We start from the raw sequence: 21,513 nt of genomic DNA on the forward strand, positions 1-21,513 counted from the left end.
ATAACATGTCTTTTTATTTCCAACGATGGACTGCTCATGAACGCGCTGACTCTGCCCGATATCGCCGCGCAGGCTTCACGCCAAGCCTTGCCGCTGGATTGGGTGGGCATGTGCGGCATTGCCCTGCCCATTCAGATCGACGGCCAGCGCCTCAGCGCCAAGGCCGATGCAGGCGTCAGCCTGGACGACGGCGAAGCGCGTGGCATTCATATGTCGCGGCTTTATCTTGCGCTGGAGATGCTTGAACAGCAGCCGCTTACGCCAGCACTGCTGCGCAGTGTATTGCAACGTTTTCTCGACAGTCATGAAGGTTTATCCACAAATGCCTACCTGCGAATTCATGCGGATCTGCTGCTGAAACGCCCCGCTTTGGTCAGCCCACTGGCCGGCTGGAAAAGCTACCCGGTGAGCATCGAAGCCCGTCTGGAAAACCAGATGTTCCACGTGGAACTAAAAATTGACGTTACTTACTCTTCAACCTGCCCTTGCTCGGCTGCCCTCGCCAGGCAATTGATTCAGCAGCAATTTATCGAAGACTTCGGCAACACCCCGTTGCAACACGAAGACGTGCTGACCTGGCTGGGCAGTGCCAATGGCATCGTCGCCACGCCCCACAGCCAGCGCAGCAGCGCGCTGTTGCAGGTCCGTCTTCGAGGCGACCAGCCAACCCTGCCGCTGACGCAACTGATCGACGATACCGAAGCAGCCCTTGGCACCGCCGTACAAACCGCCGTAAAGCGCGCGGACGAACAAGCCTTCGCCCTGGCCAACGGGCAGAACTTGATGTTCTGCGAAGACGCCGCACGCCGCCTGAACCTCGCCTTGAAACGCTCGGATGCGGTCATTGCCTTCCACTTGAAAGTGATCCACGCCGAAAGCCTGCACGCGCACGATGCCGTGGCTGAAAGCCGCTGGACGAGACCTTCCGAATGATCACCTGCACCGCCCTGCGCTGGGGCGCTCCCGGCCAACCACTGACGCCCGCCGTGGATTTCACCCTGGAAAAAGGCAGCCTCACCGGCATCATCGGCGCCAACGGCACCGGCAAAAGCAGCCTGCTGAAAGTCATCGCCGGCTTGCAGAAGCCCTTGGCCGGGAAAGTGACGATTGATGTTCCACGCCGTGGTGGCCTGTCGTTCCTGCCCCAGCAACAGAATCTCGATCGGCAATTCCCCATCAGCCTGCAAGAATTGGTGGCCGCCGGTTTTTGGGGCAGCAAGCAAACCCCGCAACAACGCACCGAATGCCTGAACGCCGTACTCGAAGACTGGTGCCTCAGTGGCCTGGAGCATCGGCCGTTGATGGCCTTGTCGGGCGGCGAACTGCAACGCGCCCTGCTCGCCCGCATGAGTTTGGCCGAGTCACCGATATTGCTGCTGGACGAACCCCACGCCGCCCTCGACGAAGACGGCCAAGCGCTGTGCTGGAAACACATCCACGCCTGGCACGACGCAGGCCGCACGGTGGTCGTGGTGTGCCATGACCTCGGCTCCGTCCGCCAACACACCCAACAAGTGGTGCAGATCAAAAGCAGCGGTTGCGTGTTCGGCTCAAGCAAAGAGCTGATCCGCCCCCAGCCACACATGCAGGTGGCCTGATGCACTTCGCCGCTCACCTGTGGATGCCGTTTCTCGACTTCGTTTTCATGCGCCGCGCGCTTGTCGGCGGGCTGGTATTGGCGTGCAGCACGGCACCGCTGGGGGTGTTCCTGATCCTGCGCCGCATGAGCCTGATTGGTGACGCGGTGTCCCACGGCATCCTGCCGGGCGCCGCCCTGGGCTTCTGGTTCGCCGGCCTGAGTTTGCCCGCGCTGACCATCGGTGGCCTGGGCGCGGGCCTGAGCATGGCCGGCCTCGCCGCGTGGATCACCCGTCGCACCGGGCTGAAGGAAGACGCGAGCCTCGCCGCCATCTACCCAATCTCCCTGGCCAGCGGCGTGCTGATTCTTGGCCTCGCCGGCAAGCGCCTGGACCTGCTGCACCTGCTGTTCGGCTCGGCCCTGGCGGTCGACGGTCCGACCCTCACCGGCATGCTCTGGGTTTCCGGCTTCAGCCTGATCGCCATGGTGGTGATCTACAAACCGCTGCTGCTGGACACACTCGACCCGCTGTTCCTGCAAACCGTCAGCCGCCTCGGCCCACTGGCCCACGGGCTGTTCCTGACGCTGGTGGTGTTGAACCTGGTGATCGGCTTCCAGGCCATCGGCGCGTTGATGGTGGTCGGCTTGATGATGTTGCCGGCGATTGCTTCACGTTTCTGGAGCCGGCGCCTGCCGGTGTTGATCGCCATATCGGCAGTGCTGGGATGCCTGTCGGTGTGGCTTGGCTTGTTGCTGTCGTTCTACTACTCGTTGCCCAGCGGCCCGGCGATTGTGCTGGTGGCTGGCGGCTTGTACCTGCTGTCCGTGGTCTTCGGTCCGGTGCACGGCTTGCTGCGCCGCCCGCCTTTGCTTACATCCCAATGAGGTGTTTCCCGATGCGCGCTCTACTCGTGCTGTTCAGTGTGTTGCTGCCGCTGTCGTTCGCGACGGCCCAGGCTGCCGACAAGCTTCAGCTGGTTACCAGCTTCAGTATTCTTGACGACATGACCCATCAGGTTGGTGGCGATCATATCCAGATCAGCAACATGGTCGGCCCCGACGCCGACGCCCACACCTACGAACCGACGCCAGACGATGCCAAGGCCCTGCTCAACGCCAAGGTCATCATCAAGAACGGCCTGGGCTTCGAGCCTTGGCTGGATCGCCTGGTCACCAGCACCGAGACCAAAGCGACGGTGGTCACCGCCAGTAAAGGCGTGCTGTCCCACACCATGGAAGAAGACGGCGAAACCATTCCCGACCCACACGCTTGGCACAACCTGGCCAACACAGTGATCTACGTGAACAACATCACTAAGGCATTGATCGCCGCCGACCCGGCCAACAAGGCGGACTACGAGCACAACAGCCAGGTGTACCTGAAAGAAATCTACCGCCTGCTGGCTGAAGCCAAAGCCAAGTTCGGCGCCTTGCCACCGGGCAACCGTCGCATCGTGACCTCCCATGACGCCTTCGGTTACCTGGGCCAGGCCTACGGTATCGAGTTCCTATCGCCTCAAGGCTTGTCCACCGAACGTGAACCGTCCGCCGCTGAAGTCGCCACGCTGATCACCCAGATCCGCAAAGACAAGGTCAAGGCCGTGTTCATGGAAAACATCAAGGACTCGCGCCTGCTCAAGCAGATCGCGGACGAAAGTGGCGCGCAAATCGGTGGCACGCTGTACTCGGACGCCTTGGCATCAGAAGGCCCGGCCAGCACCTTTACCGGCCTGTTCGAATACAACCTCAACACCCTGTGCGCGGCCCTGAGCAAGCCATGAAACCGAGCATGCTCGACCTGGAAAAGGCCGCCATCGGCAGCCGCTTTCCACTCGACCGCGTGCTCGACGCCCTGCCGTGGAACAGCGATGGCCTGATCGCCGCCATCGCCCAGCAACACGGCAGCGGCGAGGTGTTGATGCTGGCCTGGATGAACCGCCAGGCCCTCGACGAAACGTTGGCCACCGGGCAGGTCTGCTACTGGTCCCGCTCGCGCCAGCAGTTGTGGCGCAAGGGCGAAACCTCCGGCCACTGGCAACTGCTGGTAGAGGCGCGCCTGGATTGCGACGGCGACGCCGTATTGCTGATCGTCGACCAGCAAGGTCCGGCCTGCCACACCGGGCGACCCACCTGCTTCTACAACGCCATCGACGGCCGCCACGTACACATCCTTACCGCGCCCCTCCAGGAGCCTGCCCCATGATCCGCAAGAACCCTTCCGGCGATCTGCCCGTGATTGCCGAATCGGCCTACGTCGACAAAACCGCAATCATCTGCGGCAAGGTGATCATCGGCGAAAACGTCTTTGTCGGCCCTTACGCGGTGATCCGCGCCGACGAAGTCGACGCCAATGGCGACATGGACCCGATCACCATCGGCGCCAATTCAAATATCCAGGACGGCGTGGTGATCCACTCCAAATCCGGCGCCGCCGTGACCATCGGCGAGTTCACCTCCATCGCCCACCGCTCCATCGTTCATGGCCCGTGCACTGTCGGCGACCGGGTGTTTATCGGCTTCAACAGTGTGCTGTTCAACTGCATCGTGGGTGACGGTTGCGTGGTGCGCCACAACTCGGTGGTCGACGGCCGCGATTTGCCCGCCGCGTTCTACGTGCCTTCCACCACCCGCATCGGCCCCAACACCGACCTGTCCCAGTTTCCGCCGGTGAGTGTCAGCGCTTCGGAGTTTTCCGAAGACGTGGCGCGCACCAACGTCGACCTGGTGCTGGGTTACAAAGCCCTGCAAAACGAGTTCTGACCATGAGCCGCCTGCTGATCCGCAACGCCCGCCTGGTGAATGAAGGCCAGGAATTCGAGGCTGACCTGCTGGTCGCCAATGGCCGCATCGAGAAGATCGCCAGCAGCATCGACAACGCCAATGCCACCGTGGAAATCGACGCCCACGGCCAATGGCTGCTGCCGGGCATGATCGACGACCAAGTGCACTTCCGTGAACCCGGCGCGCCGGACAAAGGCAGTTTCTACAGCGAGTCCCGTGCAGCGGTGGCCGGTGGCATCACCAGTTTCATGGACATGCCCAATACCAACCCGGCGACGTTGAACCTGGAAGCCCTGGCCGACAAGAAGCGCCGCGCGGCGCTGCATTCGGTGGCCAACTATGGCTTTCATTTCGGGGTGAGCAACGACAACCTCGACACCGTGGCCGCGCTGGATCCGCGCGAGGTGGCCGGCGTCAAAGTCTTCATGGGCGCCTCCACCGGCAATATGCTGGTGGATAATCCGAAGATTCTCGAGCGCCTGTTCGCCGACGTGCCGACCATTCTCCTGGCCCACTGCGAGCACACGCCCAGCATCCACGCCAGCGAGCAACGGATGCGCGAGCGTTTCGGCGAGCACATTCCTGCCGTGGCTCACCCGCTGATTCGCGATGCCGAAGCCTGCTATCGCTCGTCGTCTTTAGCCGTGGAACTGGCCAAGCGGCATGGCACGCGCCTGCATGTGTTGCACATCACCAGCGCGCGGGAATTGGTGCTGTTCGAAGACAAACCCCTGGCGGAAAAACGCATCACGGCGGAAGTCTGCCTGCATCACCTCTTGTTCGATGACCGCGACTACGCGCGCCTCGGCCACCAGATCAAATGCAACCCGGCGATCAAGACACGCGCCGACCGCGACGCCCTGCGCCTGGCATTGTTGAGTGATCGTCTGGATGTGATTGGCAGTGATCATGCGCCGCACACTTGGGCGCAAAAACAGCTGCCGTATCGCGAAGCGCCGTCAGGCTTGCCGCTGGTGCAACACGCCCTGCCGGCGCTGCTGGAACTGGTCGCCGACGGCTTGCTGCCGCTGACCACCCTGGTGGCAAAGACCAGCCATCGCGTCGCGGACCTGTTTGCGATCCCCGACCGCGGCTACCTGCGGGAAGGCTATTGGGCCGACCTGGTACTGATCAAACCCGAGCCCCATGGCAAGCCCGTCAGCAGCCAGCCGATTATGGCCCGTTGCGGCTGGACGCCCTTCGCCGAGCGCAGCTTCCGGCACAGCGTCAGCACCACGCTGGTCTCCGGCCACCTGGCCTGGCACGACGGGCGCGTGCACGACAGTTGCCAGGGGTTGCCGCTGCATTTCCAGCGTTGAAGAGAATCAGGAACTGGCAATCCAATCGAATGTGGGAGCGGGCTTGCTCGCGAATGCAGTAGGTCAGTCGCCACATGTATTAACTGATCCACCGCATTCGCGAGCAAGCCCGCTCCCACATTTTGATCGGGGTTTATCTTAGGTTAAGCGCGCGGCTTGACGGTGCCGCAGTTGCTGCCCAACCACTGCGCGTGGGTGTCCAGGCTGCCCTTCTGCTGAATGCCGGTGGCATTGAAGGTACCGTTGACGGTGGTGGTGAATTCCTGCTGGCTCTGGAACGTCGCCACGCCGGTGCCCTGGGCTTTCGGGCAACTGAAACGGAATTTCCACTGGTTACCGGTCTTGTCCGTCACTTCCTGCTTGCACCCGGATTGCGGGTCGGTCAGTGGGATGGAATCGGACGCCACCTGGGCCGGGGTCAGGCACACCTGCACGCCTTTGCCGGCCATGGTGATGCCTTGCTTCTCGAGCATGGCGCGTTGTTCCGGGGTCATCTGTTGCTTGAGCTGACCGAGGATCAGCGACAAGTCCGGCAGGTCCTGGTTATCGACCTTCATATTGCTGGTGGTCAATTCCCACAAGCCCGGCGCCAACATCTGCGCTTGCGCCGCCACGGGCAGCGTTAAACCAACAACCATGGCCAAACCAAGCAGACGAGCATTCATCGGGTAACTCCTGGGCAATTGTCGGCGTTAGACGCCGCAAAAGCGCCAGTGTTGCACAGCAAATAAAATAGCGACATTCGTGGCCGAACATGGTCTGTTAGGCACTTGTTTGTCAGGAGTACCGTTGTCCATGGATTTCTTTGGCCCACACCTGCTCGCCTATTTCATTGCCACCCTGCATTTTCTGGGCACTCTCGCCGCCATCCATGCGGTGCTGACCGTCAGGACCGCCCAAGGCTCGATTGCCTGGGCCTTGTCGCTGATGTTCATCCCTTACCTGACGCTGATTCCCTACCTGATCTTTGGCCGCAGTACCTTCGACGCCTACATTCAGGCGCGTCGCCAGGCCAACCAGGAAATGCACAAGGCGATTACCGAGCTGAACTGGCGCCCTTGGGTCGAAGAGGCACTGGCCGCGCGCAATTCCCACGCTTACGCCTCGCTGCGGGCCATGCCGAAGCTGGGCCGCATGCCCTGCCTGGCGAACAATCAGGTGCGCTTGTTGATCAATGGCGAGGCTACCTTCAGCGCAATTTTCGAGGCGATCCGCTCGGCGAAGACCGCCGTGCTGTTCCAGTTCTTCATCATTCATGACGATGAACTCGGCCGCCAACTGCACACCTTGCTCAAGGAAAAGGCCGCCGAAGGCGTCTCCATTTTCGTCCTGTATGACCGTATCGGCAGCCACGCCCTGCCCCACCGTTATGTGCAGTCGCTGCGGGACGCCGGGGTGCAGGTCAAGGCATTCGCCACCCGCAGTGGCTGGCTCAACCGCTTCCAGGTCAACTTCCGCAACCATCGCAAGATTGTGGTGGTCGACGGCATTACCGGGTTTGTCGGCGGGCATAACGTCGGCGATGAATACCTGGGCAAAAAGCCGCCCCTGGCACCGTGGCGTGACACCCATGTGCAAGTCAGCGGACCAGTGGTGGCGTGCCTGCAGGAATCCTTTGCCGAGGACTGGTTCTGGGCCGCGCGGGAGTTGCCGCCGCTGCTGCTGCCGGATACCTACCCGGACGACGGCGTGCTCTGCCAATTACTCGCCAGCGGCCCGGCGGATCCCTACGAGACCTGCTCGCTGTTTTTCGTCGAGGCGATTCATGCGGCGACCGAGCGGGTGTGGATCACCAGCCCGTATTTCATACCCGATGAGGCGGTGTTTGCGGCATTGAGGTTGGCGGTACTGCGCGGGGTGGATGTGCGCCTGTTACTGCCGTCACGGCCGGATCACCGCATCGTCTACGCCGCTTCCAGCCTGTACGCGATCGAAGCCGTGCGCGCCGGGGTGCGGGTATTCCGCTATACACCGGGGTTCCTGCATCAGAAGGTGGTGTTGGTAGACAGTGAGATCAGCGCCATCGGCAGTGCGAACCTGGATAACCGTTCATTCCGGCTGAATTTCGAAGTGATGTTGCTGACCGTGGATGAGACCTTCGCCAGCCAGGTAGAGCACATGCTGCTGGATGACTTCGCCCAGGCCCACGAAATCAGCCAGGAAGAAAACCGCCAGACCCACCGCTTGCAACAACTGGGCATGCGGGTCGCGCGCCTGATTTCTCCGATCCTGTAGGAGCGAGCTTGCTCGCGAAGAACGTTAACGATGACGCGTTCATTCTGGATAAACGCGGCGTCCTCAAGTTTTTCGCGAGCAAGCTCGCTCCTACAGGTACCGGGGTTTACTGGTACAGATCATCCCGCGTCCACGGCAGCTCATGGCTACCATCGGCATGGGGTTTCACCGCCAGAATCTGATGCAGGTTGATCCAGCCCCGGGCAAACGCATAGGCACAACCGGCAAGGTACAGGCGCCAGATGCGCAAGGCCTGCTCCGGCACCATCTTGCCCGCCGCCTCCAGGTTATCTTCCAGGCGCTCGCTCCAGTGATCCAGGGTGCGCGCGTAATGCAGGCGCAGGCTTTCGACGTCGACCACTTCCAGGCCCACGTCGCTGATCTCGGCTGTCATCATCGACAGGTGCGGCAACTCGCCATTGGGAAAAACATAACGCTCAATAAAATCCCCGGCACCACGGCCTACGGGCCGGCCATCAATATGCTTGGCGGTAATCCCGTGGTTCATCACCAGGCCGCCCTCTCGCACCGCGCCGTAGAGAATCTTGCAGTACTCCGCCAGGTTGGCGTGGCCGACGTGTTCAAACATGCCCACGCTCACCACCTTGTCAAACCGGCCATCCTGGGGCAAGTCGCGGTAGTCGAGCAGCGTCAACTCAACCTGGTCTTCCAGGCCTTCGGCTCTCACCCGTTCCTGGGCCAGTTCCAGTTGTTCCTTGCTCAGTGTGATGCCAAACACCTTGACCCCGAATTCCCGCGCGGCATACCGCGCCAGCCCGCCCCAACCGCAACCCACGTCGAGCAAATATTCCCCCGGCTGCAGCCGCAATTTGCGGCACAGGTGGCGGAATTTGTCTTGTTGGGCTTGATCGAGGGATTCGCTGCCGGTCTCGAAATACCCGCAGGAATAGGCCATGTCACGGTCCAGCCACAGCTGGTAGAACTCGTTGGACAAGTCGTAATGGTAGGAAATAGCGGCTGCGTCGGTGGCCTTGTCGTGGATCGAGCGCACCGGACGAGTGTCCTCGTCGTCATTCACCAGGGCATGACTCAACTCGTCCACGACCCTGATCACTTCGGAAATGGAGCCTTCCAGCTCCAGTTTGCCCTCGACGAAGGCTTCGCCCAGTGAATCGAGCGTCGGATGGCTGAGGGTTGAAACCATCATGGGGTCCTTGACCACAATGGTGACACTGGGATCCGGGCCCAGATTGAATTCATGGCCGTCCCAGAGTCGAAGACGCAGCGGTAGCTGAAGATTCTGTAAGGCCGGTGGAAGTTGCGCGAGCATGAGTAGTCCCCCCTTGTTTCAGACGTCTGAAATGAGGGTAGACCATCCACGGAAAAATTAGCAGGCTATCGAATCAATAGCGCTTTTCTATGGTGCCCGCCGCTGGAGCAAACCGTCCTGGATCCACTGTTTCAGCCAGGTAACCGCTTGCAATGGCGCGCCCTCCTGGTAAGTGACTGCCAACTCGGCACACAGTTCGGAAAAACTCCAGCCACTGCTGACCATGCCTGTCAGCGCGCTGGTTTCAGCCGCTTCCAGGCTGCGGTACTGGCAAACATTCTGATGCCGCCAAACGAGGCAGACCTGCGCCAACGGCAGGGCCTCACTGCCGGGAAAGTCCCACTCACCCTTGCTGGCGCGCCAGATGCCCAGGCTGTTGAAGGCACACATCACCTGCTGCACCGAAGGTGCGAGCTGCACCCGCAGCCCTGGCCAGTCTTCGGGCGGCAGCGATGCCATGTCCTGCACTGTCAGAGGCTCGCCCTGCGGCGCATCAAAGGCCAGGGTGAAAGCCCATTCCAGCCGCGCCAATTCGGCCAACGGCAAACCTTGCCCGGCGTAATGCTCGACGATAAACCCGGGTAAACGCTCGCCAAACCAGCGCAGGCTGTAATGGGCCGAGGGGTAACGCCGGATATAGGCCGAACCCAGCTGCGCAAACTCCTCATCCCCCAGCCAATACCAGACGGCGCTGAAGTCATCGCGCAGCACTTCCTGCAACCGGGCGTGATAGGCGTTGTGGTAAATCGCCAGGCCCGTGTCGACATCCAGGGTCGGGCCGCCAATCAAGGTGGCGCTGAAGCTGTTGCTGGCAGTGGACGTCTCGGCCAGCAAATGCTGCTCAAACGCCAATTGCCAATCGATCAGGCGCATAACGCTCTCCTGTCCAATGCGCTCGCGCCCAGTTCGCGGGCTTTGCTCAGTTCGTCGAGCAGTTCCTGGAACGGCGGGAAATGGTCATCGCGCTCCAGCAAGGTCGAGACCGGCCCAAGATGCTCCAGAGTCTGCTGATACAGCGCCCACACCGGATCGCATACCGGATGGTCGTGCGTGTCGATCACATAGTCGCCGTAATCCATGTGCCCGGCCAAATGCAGTTGGCGGATGCTTTCGGGCGGCAGGTTGCGGATAAACGTCCAGGCATCGAAGCCGTGGTTGCGTGAGCTGACGTACACATTGTTCACGTCCAGCAACAGCTGGCAGCCGGTGAGATGGGTCAGGGCGTTGAGAAACTCCCACTCGGTAAACTCATCTGCCTTGGAGCGTACATAGCTGGAGACGTTTTCCAGCACCAAGGGACGCTGCAACACATCCTGCACTTGCCGTACGCGACCGGCCACGTGGTACAGGCTTTCTTCGGTGTAAGGCAGCGGCAGCAGGTCATGCAACTGGTGCGCATTGCCGCGGCTCCAGCACAAGTGATCGGAAATCCACGCCGGCTGGATGCGCTCGGAGAGCTGCTTGAGTTGCTTCAGGTAATCGATATCGAGGGCATGGGGCCCGCCGATGGACAGGGACACGCCATGCATCACCAGGGGATAACGCTCGGCTATCGCGTCCAGGTAATACAAAGCCTTGCCGCCCTGCACCAGATAATTCTCGGAGATCACTTCGAACCAATCCACGGCCGGCGATTGTTCGAGGATCTGCTGGTAGTACTCGCTGCGTAAACCCAGGCCGTAACCCAGACTCGGAAGGGAAGCGGACATAAAACACTCCTGGGGAAAGTGTCCGCAGCGGCGGGGGCCCGCTGCGGTTGCACTCGGTTGTCGGTTACTCGCCGACTTTGCCGCCTTTCTGGTCGCACATCGCTTTGCTCATCGACAAGAAGCCCTGGCCTTTGCAAGAGCCCATGCCTTTGCACGCGTGGTCTTTGGTCTTGCAATCGTTCTGGCCTTTGCAAGCGTTGACGCCATAGCAATGGACCTGGGCGTCTGCTGCCTGCACCTGAGTGGCAACACCGGCAAACATGCCAGCAGCGGCGATAGCGAGGGCGGCACCAGCAGCAGCGGATTTGATGTTCATTGTGTATTCCTCATGATCGGTAGTGGAGTCGGTCTGAACGGATTGTTCAGTCTCGACATAGCACTAGAGTGAGGTCCCCCAATAGCGTTACAGCGAGACTGAAAAATTTATTCCTCTAGTTTCAATAACGGCTCCTGGAACCGCAACAGACGCCCCGCATTGCCCAGCACCAGCAGCGTACTGAGGTTGTGCAACACCGCCGCAATCATCGCTCCCGCCGCGCCCAACCAGCCGAATGCGGCGAACACCACGATCGCCAGCGTCCAGCCCAGGCCGATGATCACATTGACCTGCAGCGTGTGCCGGCACTGGCGACTCAAGCGCACACAGGTACCCAAGCGCCGCAGGTCGCTGCCGATCAGCACCACGTCCGCCGACGCCAGGGCGATATCCGCCCCGCCCGCGCCCATCGCCACACCGACCACGCCGGCCTTGAGCGCCAGGGAATCGTTGATCCCGTCGCCCACCACCATCGGCCGGAAACCGCTGCCGATTTCCCCCAGCACTCGGTTGAGCTTGTCTTCCGGCAAGGCCTGGGCTTCGACGTCGCTGATGCCCACTTCCAACGCCAGGCTGTCGGCCACGCTTTGGCGGTCGCCGGTCAGCAGCAGTTGGCGACCGAGGCCCAGTTCACGCAGCTCCTTCATGGCCTGGCGGGCTTCAGGTTTCACGCTGTCCGCCAGCAGCAGCCAAGCGAGGAATTGCCCGTTCAACGCGAGCCCGGCAATCGGGCCGTCGTGATTGGGGACCGCCGTGGTCGCGATGCCCAATTGCTCAAACAATTCCGGCCGACCGAGGGCGGCTTCGCCCTGCCCGGTCTGCGCGACCACACCGAGGCCCTGGCGCTCGCGAATATCCGACAGCACCAGCATTTGTTCCTGAGTCGCCAGCCCCGCCAATGCCCGGCTGACCGGGTGGCTGCTGGCCGAGCCGAGGCTGGCCGCAAGGTTGAGCAGCACTTGCCGATCCGGCTCGCGGGTGTCGATGGACTGCAAACGCAGGGTGCCAAACGTCAGGGTGCCGGTCTTGTCGACCACCAGTGACGTCAGGTCCGCCAACTCCTCGAGAAACGCCGAGCTGCGAATCAGAATGCCGTGACGCGCCGCCACTGCAATGCCTGCAATCGCCGTGGCCGGTGCCGACAACACCAATGCACACGGGCACGCCGCCACCAGCACCGCGAGCATCGCCTGGGCGTCGTTGGTGACAAACCAGGTGACCGCCGCCAGCAACAACACCAGCACCATGTAGCTGCCGGCGTAGCGCTCCAGCAATCGAGTGATCGGCGGCTTGGAACGTTCGGCGCTCTGCATCAGCGCGATGACTTTGCCCAGGGTCGACTCATTGCCGGTGCGGGTCACTTCCAGGCGCAGCAGGCCGTCGAGGTTGATCGCGCCACCAAACACCTGCACGCCAACACTGGCCTCAAGCGGCACTGATTCGCCGGTGATCGGCGCAGTGTCCAGGCTGGCCTGGCCCGACAGCACCACGCCATCGGCGGGCACCCGGTCACCGGCCCGCACTTCGACGATATCGCCGGTCTTCAGGATGCCGTTGTCGACTTCCAGAACGGTCCCGTCAGCCTGCACCAGGCGCGCATGGCTGCGGGTCAATTTGCCCAGGGCATGAATCGCTTCCTGGGAACCGATGACGCTGCGCTCTTCCAGCACATGGCCGAAGATCATGATGATCGGCAGCAGTGCCGCGGTCAGCAGGTCACCGGTAGCCCAGGCGCCGAGCATGGCCAGTGCGATCAGTTGGTCGGTGATGCCATGCAGGCTCGGATAACGCAGGCTGTACCAGGCCGAGCGCATCACGGGCACGGCCACCAGCAACGAGGCGACGCCCAGCAGCAGTTGGCTGACGCCGGTCTGGTCCGGCGCCAGCCAGCGCCATACCAGGCCCAGGCTGAGCAAGCCCAAGGCGAGCATCGCCAGGGTCAGTTGCCGGGCGGCGCTGCGTTGTTCGGCCGATGAAAGCATCGGGGCGGCGTGGGCGGTCATTGTTCGGCTCCCTGAATGATCAGGCGGGAATCGTCTTTAGGGTCGACCGTAGTCACGGAACCGGCCTGGCCGAGAATCTTCGGCAGGCGCTCACGGTACAGGCGCAGCAACAGGCCGGGGTCTTTGACCTGAGCCAGGCTGGCGACGGTAGCGGTTTGCGCTTGGGCATTGGCCAGACGCTCGCTGGCCTGGGCGTGGGCCACCTGCACGGCGCGGTCGGCGTCCTGGTTGGCGGTCTGGGTAAGCTTCTCGGCGTCGGTGCGCGCATTGGCCACCGCCTTGTCGGCTTGCTGGCTGGCGGTCAGCACCGCGTTGAAAGCGTTGACCGCCGGGCCCGGCAGGCTTGATTGCACGTCGACACGGGTGACTTCGATGCCCAGGCCAAGGCCGGTGGACGTCAGGTCAGCCAGGCGTTGATTGATGCCTCGCACCAGATCACCACGCAGCCGTTCGCGGCGTTCGGCAGCCTGGTTGTCGGCGCCGATCAGCTCGGGGCGCGCCACCAGAATGGTGTCCAAGTCTCGCGCTGCGGTCAGCACCACGGCGCTGCGGGTGACCAGTCGATCCAAGGCCGGCAGCACGTGATCGCCCTGCAACACAAACGCGTAGGGCTCGGTGACCTTATAGAAGACCCGCACATCCAGCTGCACCACCCCGGCATCACCGGTCAGCAGGTAGCCGGAGCCGGCCAGGGCATCGCTCAGCGGCGTGGCAAAACTGGCGACGCGGTCGGCTTGGGTGGCCGCGTCGGAACGCAGCAGGTTCTCCACCCGGCGCTCGATCACGCGGTCCGCTGCGGGCAACAGCACCACTTGTTCGAACGGACGCGGCCAGGCCAGCAGCAGCCCGGCATTCTGAATCCGGTCCAGCGCGCCGAAGTGCAACACCACGGCGCGGTTCTGCGGGTCGATCTGCCGCACGTTGGAAAATGCCCACGCCAGCGCGGCCAATACCGTCACCGCATACAGCGCCAGGAACGTCAGCCGTCCAGCCTGGATCCACGGGCTGTCGAGGCTTTCCCGCTCACTCATGGCTGGACATCCTTCGGCCCGTCCACCAATGCGCGGAACGGCGCGGCGTCGGTGCGCAGGATGATTTTGGTACCCGGCGTGACCACTGTGCCGAGGGTGTCGAGGGAGCGCAGCAGGTTGTACAACTGCGGATTGCCGGCGTAGGCACGGCCATAAATCTGCGCGGCTTCGACCCGGGATTGCGCTTCGATATCGGCGGCTTTCACCGTGGCGTCGGCCTGGACGATCCGCGCATCACGCTCGGCAGCCGAACGAATCTGTGCCGCCTCACGCTTGCCCACGGCGGTGCGTTCAGTGGCGATGGTCTCGCGCTCGGCACGCATGCGGTCGACAGTGGCGGCCAGGGTCACCGACGGCAAGGTCAGCCGTTCAACACCGACCTGCACCACGCGCACGCCATAGGTGGTGAGCAATTGTTGATCAATCTGCTGGCGCAGTTGCGCTTCAAAATCGGCGATACGCACCTGGCTGGCATCGGTGTTCACCAGGTTAGCCAGGTCGAAACTGGCGGCGGTGGTTTCCAGCGCCGAGCCGACAAAGGTGCGAATCTGCCGCGCCGCTTCATCCGGCTGGTTCTGCACCGCACGCATAAAGCGCTGCACGTTGTCGGGGTCGCCCTGCACCTGCCAGGCCACATAGGCCTGCACGATGATCCGCAGGCCATCGCGGGTGCCCACATCCTGCAAACCGCTGGAGGTGGTGCGCAGGCGCAGGTCCACCGGGATCGCCGCTTCGAACGGCGCCGGCCAGCGCCAGCCCAGGCCCGGTTCCAGCAATACCCGCGACGGGTTGCCGAAGCGGGTAATCACCGTGGCTTCACCGGAACGCACCTGCACCAGGCTCGCCGCGGCGACGGCGAACAGTACCAGCAACACCGCCCAGCCCATACGCCGCCAAGGGAACGGGCCGGCTTCCTGTTCATCACCGTGATGGTGATGATGGTGGCCGTGGTGGTGACCATGGCCTGCGTGATCATGAGAATGAGCGCTCAACAGATGAACTCCTTATTGAACGGCTTTACGCGGTACCGTGGGGTCGGCCGGTAAGGTAAAGGAACGCAGATCGATGGTCGGTGCGCCACTGGCGCCCAGGCGATGATCAAGAATGAGTAATTTGGCGTGGGCCAGGCCCTGGCTCAGTTGGCTCAGGTACTGCTCCAGCACGAAGGCCTGGCCCGCTTGCTGATAGGCCTTTTGTTCGGCGCTGAAACGCAGGTCCGCCGCCTGGGCGCCAGCACTGACTTCATGGGCCGTGGCCTGGGCCTGGTCGCGGGCGGTACTGGCTTGCAGCAATGCCTGGTTGGTCTGCTCGCTGGCAGCGCCGCGCTCCCGTGAAATCAGCGCCTGGGCGCCAATCTGCGCAGCTTGCACTGCGTGATAGGCGTTGGCCGCACCGGACGGCGGGTGAATGGCTTCCACCACGGTGGCGAGAATTTCCACGCCGCTGTCGAGTGTCTTCAGGTCCGCTTGCACTGCCTTGCCAATTTCATCAGCGAGGCTGTTGCGTTCTTCACCCAGCAATTCGTCGAGGGTTCGCGAGGCAAATTCGTGCACCAGGATGCGGCTGGCGGTGCTGCGGATGAGCGTGGGCACATCGGCACTGTTATAGGTGGCGGCGAGTGCGGCCTGGTCGGTCAGGCCGATGCGGTACACGAAGCGCACATCCATATTGACGATCTGGAAGCTCTGCTTGTCGCCGCTGCTGCTGGCGATGACCTGGGATTTGTCATTCACATGGCTCGCATCCCACAGGCGGTTGGCGATCAACGGTGCCGGGCCTTCGGCGGGGGCTACGTCGGGCGTAGCCGCTTCGCCAACGCTGGTGGCCAGCTCATGGACCACGCCGTTTTCCACGTTCCGCACGCGGCCCAGCGGCCACGGCAAACCCGCATGCAGGCCAGGCCCGAAGACTTCCACCGGCTTGCCAAAGCGTTCATAAATCCCACGACTTTGCAGGGCGACCTCATGCACACCGGTCAGCAACCAACCTACAGCCAGCACCACCACCAGCACCGGCAGGAACGCCCGGCGCATGTAGGTAAAGGCCCAGATCTGCCGCAGGTCGATGCCAAAACGGTTGTGCAATTCGTGCTGCAAGGCGAGCAACGGTTGCGGCGGCCAGCGCAGCATCCCGGCGATAAAACTTTGCGCCATCAGGCGCGGTTCAAGGCGCTCCTGGCGCGGACTGAACAGCGACAGCAAGCCTCTTAGTAGAAACTCCAGCGCCACCAGGATCGGCAACAGGCCGATCAACACGGCCAGGCGCAATGGCCACACGGATTCTTCACCGGCAAACAGCAGACAAATCGCACTGATCACCAGACAGATAATCGCCACTCGGCTCAATTGCGCGAGTTGCGCGGCTTCCGGCCATTGGGCGGTGCTTTCCTGGGCCATGCGCCGTTCAAACACCAGCAAGCCGAACGCCAGTGCCAAGGCAATGGCCGCGCCGACACTGGCAGCCTGGCCCACCGCCGCAGCGGGCAAGGTCAGGCTCCAGAATTCCAGCACGCTGAACAGCGCCAGCAACGACCAGCCGCACAGCCAGAACACCGGTGCGCCAATCTGCACCAGCAAGCCATTACCGACGCGACCGAACTGGCGGTTAAGCCAGCCAGGTTCTTCTTGTGGCAGTGGCTGTTCCATCAGCCGCGCAGCCGGCTCCTCCAGCGCCATAGCCCGCCAATCCGCGACCCACCACGCCGACTGAATACCGGCCACCAGCACCAGCAACGCCGAGGCGCAGTTGATCAGCACCACCGGCCAGATCGACAGCGGGGCGAACAGCGCCACAAACAGAGCCAGCATCCAGCCGCCGACCGCCAGCACCGTCAGGCCAATGCCGGCCTGCCTTAGACGGCGGGCATGAAACAACCCTTGCTGAAACCGCGGTAACCCTTCGATGGCCACGTCATCAGCGTCTAAATCCACTCGCATCCCCAAACGCCCACCCAGAAACAATTAGTTACTCTATAACCCAAAGCGTGAAATTTTTGTTTGGTTTCACACAGATAGTGACGAAAGCCCCAGAAACAGGAGCCATCACTGGTTTCAGCCGTGATAAATCGGCACACTCCCCAGAGTTTTTCGCGGGCTTACGGACAAGGAAGCGTCACTCCCCATGATTTCGATCTATCAGCTTAAACCGCGTTTTCAGAACCTGCTGCGCCCGCTGGTGCAGCGCCTCTACGACAACGGCACCACCGCCAACCAGATCACCGTGCTGGCCGGGGTAGTTTCCCTGCTGGTGGGATTGCTGATTGCCGGCTTCGCCCAGCATGTGTGGCTGTTTGCGCTGATCCCGCTGTGGATGATCCTGCGCATGGCCCTCAATGCCATCGACGGCATGCTCGCCCGGGAATTCGGCCAGCAGTCGCGACTCGGCGCCTACCTCAATGAACTGTGTGACGTGATCGCCGACAGCGCGCTGATCCTGCCGTTTGCGCTGATCCCCGAGGTCAGCCTGGCGCCGGTGTTGCTGGTGACACTGCTGGCGGTGTTCAGCGAATACGCCGGCGTGCTCGGGCCGATGGTCGGGGCCTCGCGGCGCTACGACGGGCCCATGGGCAAGAGCGATCGGGCATTTGTGCTCGGGGTGCTGGCCACCGGCGTGGCGCTGGGCTGGCTCGGTGCCGGTTGGGTCGATGCGGTGATGTGGCTGGTCGCGGCCTTGTTGGCCTACACCTTGGTCAACCGCGTGCGCCAAGGCCTCAAAGAACAACAAACCTCCCCTTCTGCATAAGGATTTTGCGATGCGTGAACAGCAAGAGCACACCTTCAGCACCCATGACGGGGTGGAGCTTTTCTACCGTCATTGGCCCGCCTCCGCGCCCGCGGGCTTTGCACCCCGCAAGGCGATTTTGCTGTTCCATCGCGGCCACGAACACTCCGGGCGCATCGCCTACCTGGTGGACGAACTGAACCTGCCGGAGTTCGACTTCTTCGCCTGGGACGCCCGTGGCCACGGCCAATCCCCCGGCGCGCGCGGCGACAGCCCGAGCTTCGCCACCAGTGCGCGGGACGTGCAGACCTTCGTTGACCATATCGGCGGCGCCTACAGCATTGAGGAAGAAAACCTCGCGGTGATCGCCCAGAGCGTCGGCGCAGTGATCGCGGCCACTTGGGTGCACGACTACGCGCCGAAGATCCGCTCGTTGGTGCTCGCCTCGCCCGCGTTCAAGGTCAAGCTCTACGTGCCCTTCGCCCGGCCGGGCCTGGCGCTGATGCGCAAGTTTCGCGGCAATTTTTTCGTCAACAGTTACGTCAAGGCCAAGTTCCTGAGCCATGACCCGGAGCGCGTGGCGTCCTACGACAGCGATCCGCTGATCACCAAAGCCATTTCCGTAAATGTGCTGCAGGGCCTGTACGAAGCCGCCGACCGGGTTGTAGCCGATGCCCAGGCAATCCAGGTGCCGACCCAACTGCTGATCTCCGGCTCGGACTTTGTGGTGCACCGCAAACCCCAGCAGCAGTTTTTCGACCGCCTGGGCAGCCTGAAAAAAGAACTGCACATCCTCCCCGGCTTCTTCCACGACACCCTCGGTGAACGTGACCGCGCCGTGGCCTTGAGCAGCGCCCGGCGCTTTATCCTGCAGAACTTCGAACACCCGCTGGACCGCGCCTCCTTGCTGGATGCCGACAAGATCGGCCTGACCTGCGCCGAATCCGAATCCCTGGCCGCGCCGCTGCCACGCAACTCCCTGCGCGACCTCTACTGGCGCATGACCCGCGCCAGTATGGGCCTGGGCAGCAAACTGTCGGATGGCGTGAAGCTCGGTTTCGACACCGGCTTCGACTCCGGCAGCACCCTGGACTACGTGTACCGCAACACACCCACCGGCAAAGGCGGGCTGGGGCGGATGATCGACACCAATTACCTCAACTCCATCGGCTGGCGCGGTATTCGTCAGCGCAAGTTGAACGTGGAAGAGCTGCTGCGCCTGGCGATGGCCAAACTGCGGGACGAGCAGCGCGAAGTGCGCATCGTCGACATCGCTGCCGGGCATGGTCGGTACATTCTGGAAGCCTTGCAGGGCGTTTCGCCGTTGCCGGAATCGATCCTGCTTCGGGACTACAGCGATATCAACGTGCGCGACGGTGGCGCGCTGATTCGTGAAAAAGGCCTGGGAGACATCGCCCAGTTCGTCAAAGGCGATGCGTTTGACCGGGCGGACCTGGCAGCGCTGGAGCCCAAGCCGACGCTGGCGGTGGTGTCCGGGCTGTATGAACTGTTCGCGGATAACGCGATGGTCGGTGGTTCGCTCGCCGGTTTGGCCGAGGCCGTCGAGCCCGGTGGCTATTTGGTGTACACCGGCCAACCGTGGCACCCGCAACTGGAACTGATCGCCCGCGCCCTCACCAGCCACCGTCAGGGCCAGGCATGGGTAATGCGCCGGCGCAGCCAGGCAGAGATGGACCAACTGGTGGAAGCCGCCGGTTTTCGCAAGATCACCCAGCGTGTGGATGAGTGGGGGATTTTCAGCGTGTCCCTGGCACAGCGAGTCTGACCCATGCGTGAACCGGGCCTGTTAAAACCAGCGGTGCTGTGGCTGCTGCTGTTGGCGCCGCTGTTTTTCAGCACCTACGGCTTTGCTACATGGGTCACCAGCCAGCGCAGCGACGTGGGCACGATGGTGTTCGGCTGGGAAACCCATATTCCGTTCTGGGCCTGGACCATCGTGCCCTACTGGTCGATCGACCTGCTCTACGGTTTTTCCCTGTTGCTGCCCAGCACCCGCCATGAGTTGAAGCAACACGCCTTGCGCCTGCTGACGGCCCAAGTGATTGCCGTCACCTGCTTCCTGATCTGGCCACTGCGCTTCACCTTCGAAAGGCCGGAACTGGACGGCGTGTTCGGCTGGCTGTTTGCGGTACTCGCCGGGTTCGACAAGCCGTTCAACCAGGCACCCTCGCTGCACATCGCCCTGCTGGTGGTGCTGTGGATAATGTACCAGCGGCATAGCCAGGGCCTTTGGCGTTGGCTGGTGCATGGCTGGTTTGCGTTGATCGGCCTTTCGGTACTGACCACTTATCAACATCACTTTATCGACTTACCCACAGGTGCCCTCGCTGGCTGGCTGTGCGTGTGGCTGTGGCCACTGGAACATCCGAGCCCGCTGCTGAATGCCCACCTGACCAAGGACCGGCAGCGTTGGCGACTGGGGTTGCGCTATGGCTTCGGGGCTTTGGTGTGTTTGATCCTCGCGTTTACCCTCGGTGGCGGTTGGTTGTGGCTGCTTTGGCCAGCGGTTTCCCTCGGGTTGCTTAAGGCGAATTACCTGGTGTTGGGTGTTTCGGGCTTTCAGAAGCGCACTGATGGACGACTCAGCCCGGCGGTGCGCTGGTTGTTGGCGCCTTATCTCATAGCCGCCTGGATCAATTCCCGCCTGTGGACACGTAAACATCCACAGCCCGATCAGGTTGTGGATAACGTTTGGCTCGGGCGTATTCCCACCGGCGGCGAACTGGGGTCATTTAAGGCCGTGGTCGATCTTTGCGCCGAGTTACCGATTAATCCACAGGGCCGCGCCTATTACAGCCTGCCGGTGCTCGACCTGACAGCGCCCACTCCTGCGCAATGCCTGGAAGCCGCTCAAGCTATTGAACGGTTGCGCCCAGCCGGCCCATTGCTAGTGTGCTGCGCCCTGGGTTACTCGCGCAGTGCCACCGCCGTGGCCGCATGGCTGCTCCACAGCGGGCGCGCACGTAACGTCGATGAGGCAGTGGCTATTATTCGTACAGCACGCCCACGTGTGGTCCTGCATCCCGCTCACCGTGAAGCCCTGGAGGGTTTAGCCCATGCCCGTTGATATGGAATTACAGGTCGTCGCCAGCCTGCTGCGCCGTGGCCGTTCCCTGGATCAGTTATCCACAGGCCTGACCTTGCTCGGCGTACTGTTCGGCCTGGCGCAACTGCTGATGGCCAGCATCACGCCGATCTGCCTGGTCCTCAGCCTGTGGATGATTGTGCTCGGGCTGCTGCAAAAATACTGGGCGCTGCGGGTGGCCTTCGACGCCGACCTGTTCGCCCTGCTGGCCCGCGATACCGAGCGCACGCCCGATTTCGACCAGGCGATGCAAACCCTCGGCCTGCAATCCGCCAAACGCGCGGGTCGGCCGTGGACCGAACGCCGTCGCGGCGCCCTGAAACTGTTGCGCAAGCAAGCCTACCTGCTGGCGGCGCAAGTGCTGCTGACCGTGGCCGTCATCCTGGCCAGCCCTTGGCTGCCCTTCGCCGGATAAGGAATCCT

At 62.4% G+C, this 21,513-nt stretch carries 21 protein-coding genes; 12 read left to right on the forward strand and 9 right to left on the reverse strand.

What is annotated here, in order from left to right:
* The first annotated feature begins 36 nt into the window (after positions 1–36).
* From folE2 to AU074_RS01765, 7 genes are read left to right on the forward strand one after another with little or no spacing between them, the layout of a single operon-like run.
* A complete protein-coding gene (gene folE2, locus AU074_RS01735) occupies positions 37–933 on the forward strand; it encodes a GTP cyclohydrolase FolE2 (protein ID WP_076013231.1) in 897 nt (298 codons plus the stop codon).
* Positions 930–1,598: a metal ABC transporter ATP-binding protein gene (locus tag AU074_RS01740; RefSeq protein ID WP_076013232.1), complete on the forward strand. Its 669-nt coding sequence runs from the start codon at positions 930–932 to the stop codon at positions 1,596–1,598. Before folE2 ends, AU074_RS01740 begins: the two co-directional genes overlap by 4 nt.
* Positions 1,598–2,464 carry a metal ABC transporter permease gene (locus AU074_RS01745; RefSeq protein ID WP_063033778.1) on the forward strand — a complete coding sequence of 289 codons (867 nt, stop codon included), beginning with the start codon at positions 1,598–1,600 and terminating at the stop codon, positions 2,462–2,464. The genes AU074_RS01740 and AU074_RS01745 overlap by 1 nt, the downstream gene beginning before the upstream one ends.
* Positions 2,465–2,475: 11 nt before the next feature.
* Entirely contained in the window at positions 2,476–3,360 is an 885-nt protein-coding gene (locus AU074_RS01750) for a metal ABC transporter substrate-binding protein (protein WP_076013233.1), read from the forward strand.
* Entirely contained in the window at positions 3,357–3,782 is a 426-nt protein-coding gene (gene hisI / locus AU074_RS01755; RefSeq protein ID WP_076013234.1) for a phosphoribosyl-AMP cyclohydrolase, read from the forward strand. Before AU074_RS01750 ends, hisI begins: the two co-directional genes overlap by 4 nt.
* A complete protein-coding gene (locus AU074_RS01760; RefSeq protein ID WP_076013235.1) occupies positions 3,779–4,339 on the forward strand; it encodes a DapH/DapD/GlmU-related protein in 561 nt (186 codons plus the stop codon). Before hisI ends, AU074_RS01760 begins: the two co-directional genes overlap by 4 nt.
* Positions 4,340–4,341: 2 nt before the next feature.
* Positions 4,342–5,679, forward strand: a complete 1,338-nt coding sequence (locus tag AU074_RS01765) for a dihydroorotase (protein WP_076013236.1) — start codon at positions 4,342–4,344, stop codon at positions 5,677–5,679.
* A 143-nt stretch (positions 5,680–5,822) separates the two neighbouring features.
* Here AU074_RS01765 and AU074_RS01770 read toward each other — a convergent pair whose 3' ends face one another.
* Positions 5,823–6,344 carry a DUF3617 domain-containing protein gene (locus AU074_RS01770; RefSeq protein ID WP_076013237.1) on the reverse strand — a complete coding sequence of 174 codons (522 nt, stop codon included), beginning with the start codon at positions 6,342–6,344 and terminating at the stop codon, positions 5,823–5,825.
* Between the two features lie 130 nt (positions 6,345–6,474).
* Between AU074_RS01770 and cls the strand changes: the two genes are divergently transcribed.
* Entirely contained in the window at positions 6,475–7,914 is a 1,440-nt protein-coding gene (cls, locus tag AU074_RS01775; protein WP_076013238.1) for a cardiolipin synthase, read from the forward strand.
* A 106-nt stretch (positions 7,915–8,020) separates the two neighbouring features.
* On the opposite strand, the gene cfaB is transcribed toward cls, so the two are convergent.
* From cfaB to hflK (AU074_RS01815), 8 genes are all read right to left on the reverse strand, one after another.
* Entirely contained in the window at positions 8,021–9,205 is a 1,185-nt protein-coding gene (cfaB, locus tag AU074_RS01780) for a C17 cyclopropane fatty acid synthase CfaB (RefSeq protein ID WP_076013239.1), read from the reverse strand.
* A gap of 87 nt (positions 9,206–9,292) precedes the next feature.
* On the reverse strand, positions 9,293–10,078 hold the full coding sequence (locus tag AU074_RS01785) for a DNA-binding domain-containing protein (protein WP_076013240.1): 786 nt from the start codon (positions 10,076–10,078) through the stop codon (positions 9,293–9,295).
* Complete coding sequence (locus AU074_RS01790) at positions 10,069–10,914, reverse strand: DUF692 domain-containing protein (protein WP_076013241.1); 846 nt, start codon at positions 10,912–10,914, stop codon at positions 10,069–10,071. The genes AU074_RS01785 and AU074_RS01790 overlap by 10 nt, the downstream gene beginning before the upstream one ends.
* Before the next feature lie 64 nt (positions 10,915–10,978).
* Positions 10,979–11,230 carry a hypothetical protein gene (locus AU074_RS01795; protein WP_003213503.1) on the reverse strand — a complete coding sequence of 84 codons (252 nt, stop codon included), beginning with the start codon at positions 11,228–11,230 and terminating at the stop codon, positions 10,979–10,981.
* Between the two features lie 107 nt (positions 11,231–11,337).
* Positions 11,338–13,233 carry a cation-translocating P-type ATPase gene (locus tag AU074_RS01800; RefSeq protein ID WP_076013242.1) on the reverse strand — a complete coding sequence of 632 codons (1,896 nt, stop codon included), beginning with the start codon at positions 13,231–13,233 and terminating at the stop codon, positions 11,338–11,340.
* Complete coding sequence (gene hflK / locus AU074_RS01805; RefSeq protein ID WP_063033768.1) at positions 13,230–14,264, reverse strand: protease modulator HflK; 1,035 nt, start codon at positions 14,262–14,264, stop codon at positions 13,230–13,232. The genes AU074_RS01800 and hflK (AU074_RS01805) overlap by 4 nt, the downstream gene beginning before the upstream one ends.
* Positions 14,261–15,259, reverse strand: coding sequence for a protease modulator HflC (gene hflC, locus AU074_RS01810; protein WP_173860313.1), 999 nt, complete (start codon positions 15,257–15,259; stop codon positions 14,261–14,263). The genes hflK (AU074_RS01805) and hflC overlap by 4 nt, the downstream gene beginning before the upstream one ends.
* 9 nt (positions 15,260–15,268) lie before the next feature.
* Positions 15,269–17,200 (reverse strand): protease modulator HflK, encoded by a 1,932-nt coding sequence (hflK, locus tag AU074_RS01815; protein WP_076013244.1) that lies wholly within the window; start codon positions 17,198–17,200, stop codon positions 15,269–15,271.
* 184 nt (positions 17,201–17,384) lie between these two features.
* Between hflK (AU074_RS01815) and AU074_RS01820 the strand changes: the two genes are divergently transcribed.
* The 4 genes from AU074_RS01820 to AU074_RS01835 are packed head-to-tail and all read left to right on the forward strand — an operon-like array spanning position 17,385 to position 21,505.
* Positions 17,385–18,005 carry a CDP-alcohol phosphatidyltransferase family protein gene (locus AU074_RS01820; protein WP_076013245.1) on the forward strand — a complete coding sequence of 207 codons (621 nt, stop codon included), beginning with the start codon at positions 17,385–17,387 and terminating at the stop codon, positions 18,003–18,005.
* A gap of 10 nt (positions 18,006–18,015) precedes the next feature.
* Positions 18,016–19,770, forward strand: a complete 1,755-nt coding sequence (locus tag AU074_RS01825; RefSeq protein ID WP_076013246.1) for a bifunctional alpha/beta hydrolase/class I SAM-dependent methyltransferase — start codon at positions 18,016–18,018, stop codon at positions 19,768–19,770.
* 3 nt (positions 19,771–19,773) lie between these two features.
* Positions 19,774–21,072, forward strand: coding sequence for a phosphatase PAP2/dual specificity phosphatase family protein (locus AU074_RS01830; RefSeq protein ID WP_076013247.1), 1,299 nt, complete (start codon positions 19,774–19,776; stop codon positions 21,070–21,072).
* Complete coding sequence (locus AU074_RS01835) at positions 21,062–21,505, forward strand: hypothetical protein (protein ID WP_076013248.1); 444 nt, start codon at positions 21,062–21,064, stop codon at positions 21,503–21,505. The genes AU074_RS01830 and AU074_RS01835 overlap by 11 nt, the downstream gene beginning before the upstream one ends.
* Positions 21,506–21,513 lie beyond the last annotated feature (8 nt).

The organism is Pseudomonas sp. ATCC PTA-122608, assembly GCF_001952855.1.
Taxonomy (GTDB): Bacteria; Pseudomonadota; Gammaproteobacteria; order Pseudomonadales; family Pseudomonadaceae; genus Aquipseudomonas.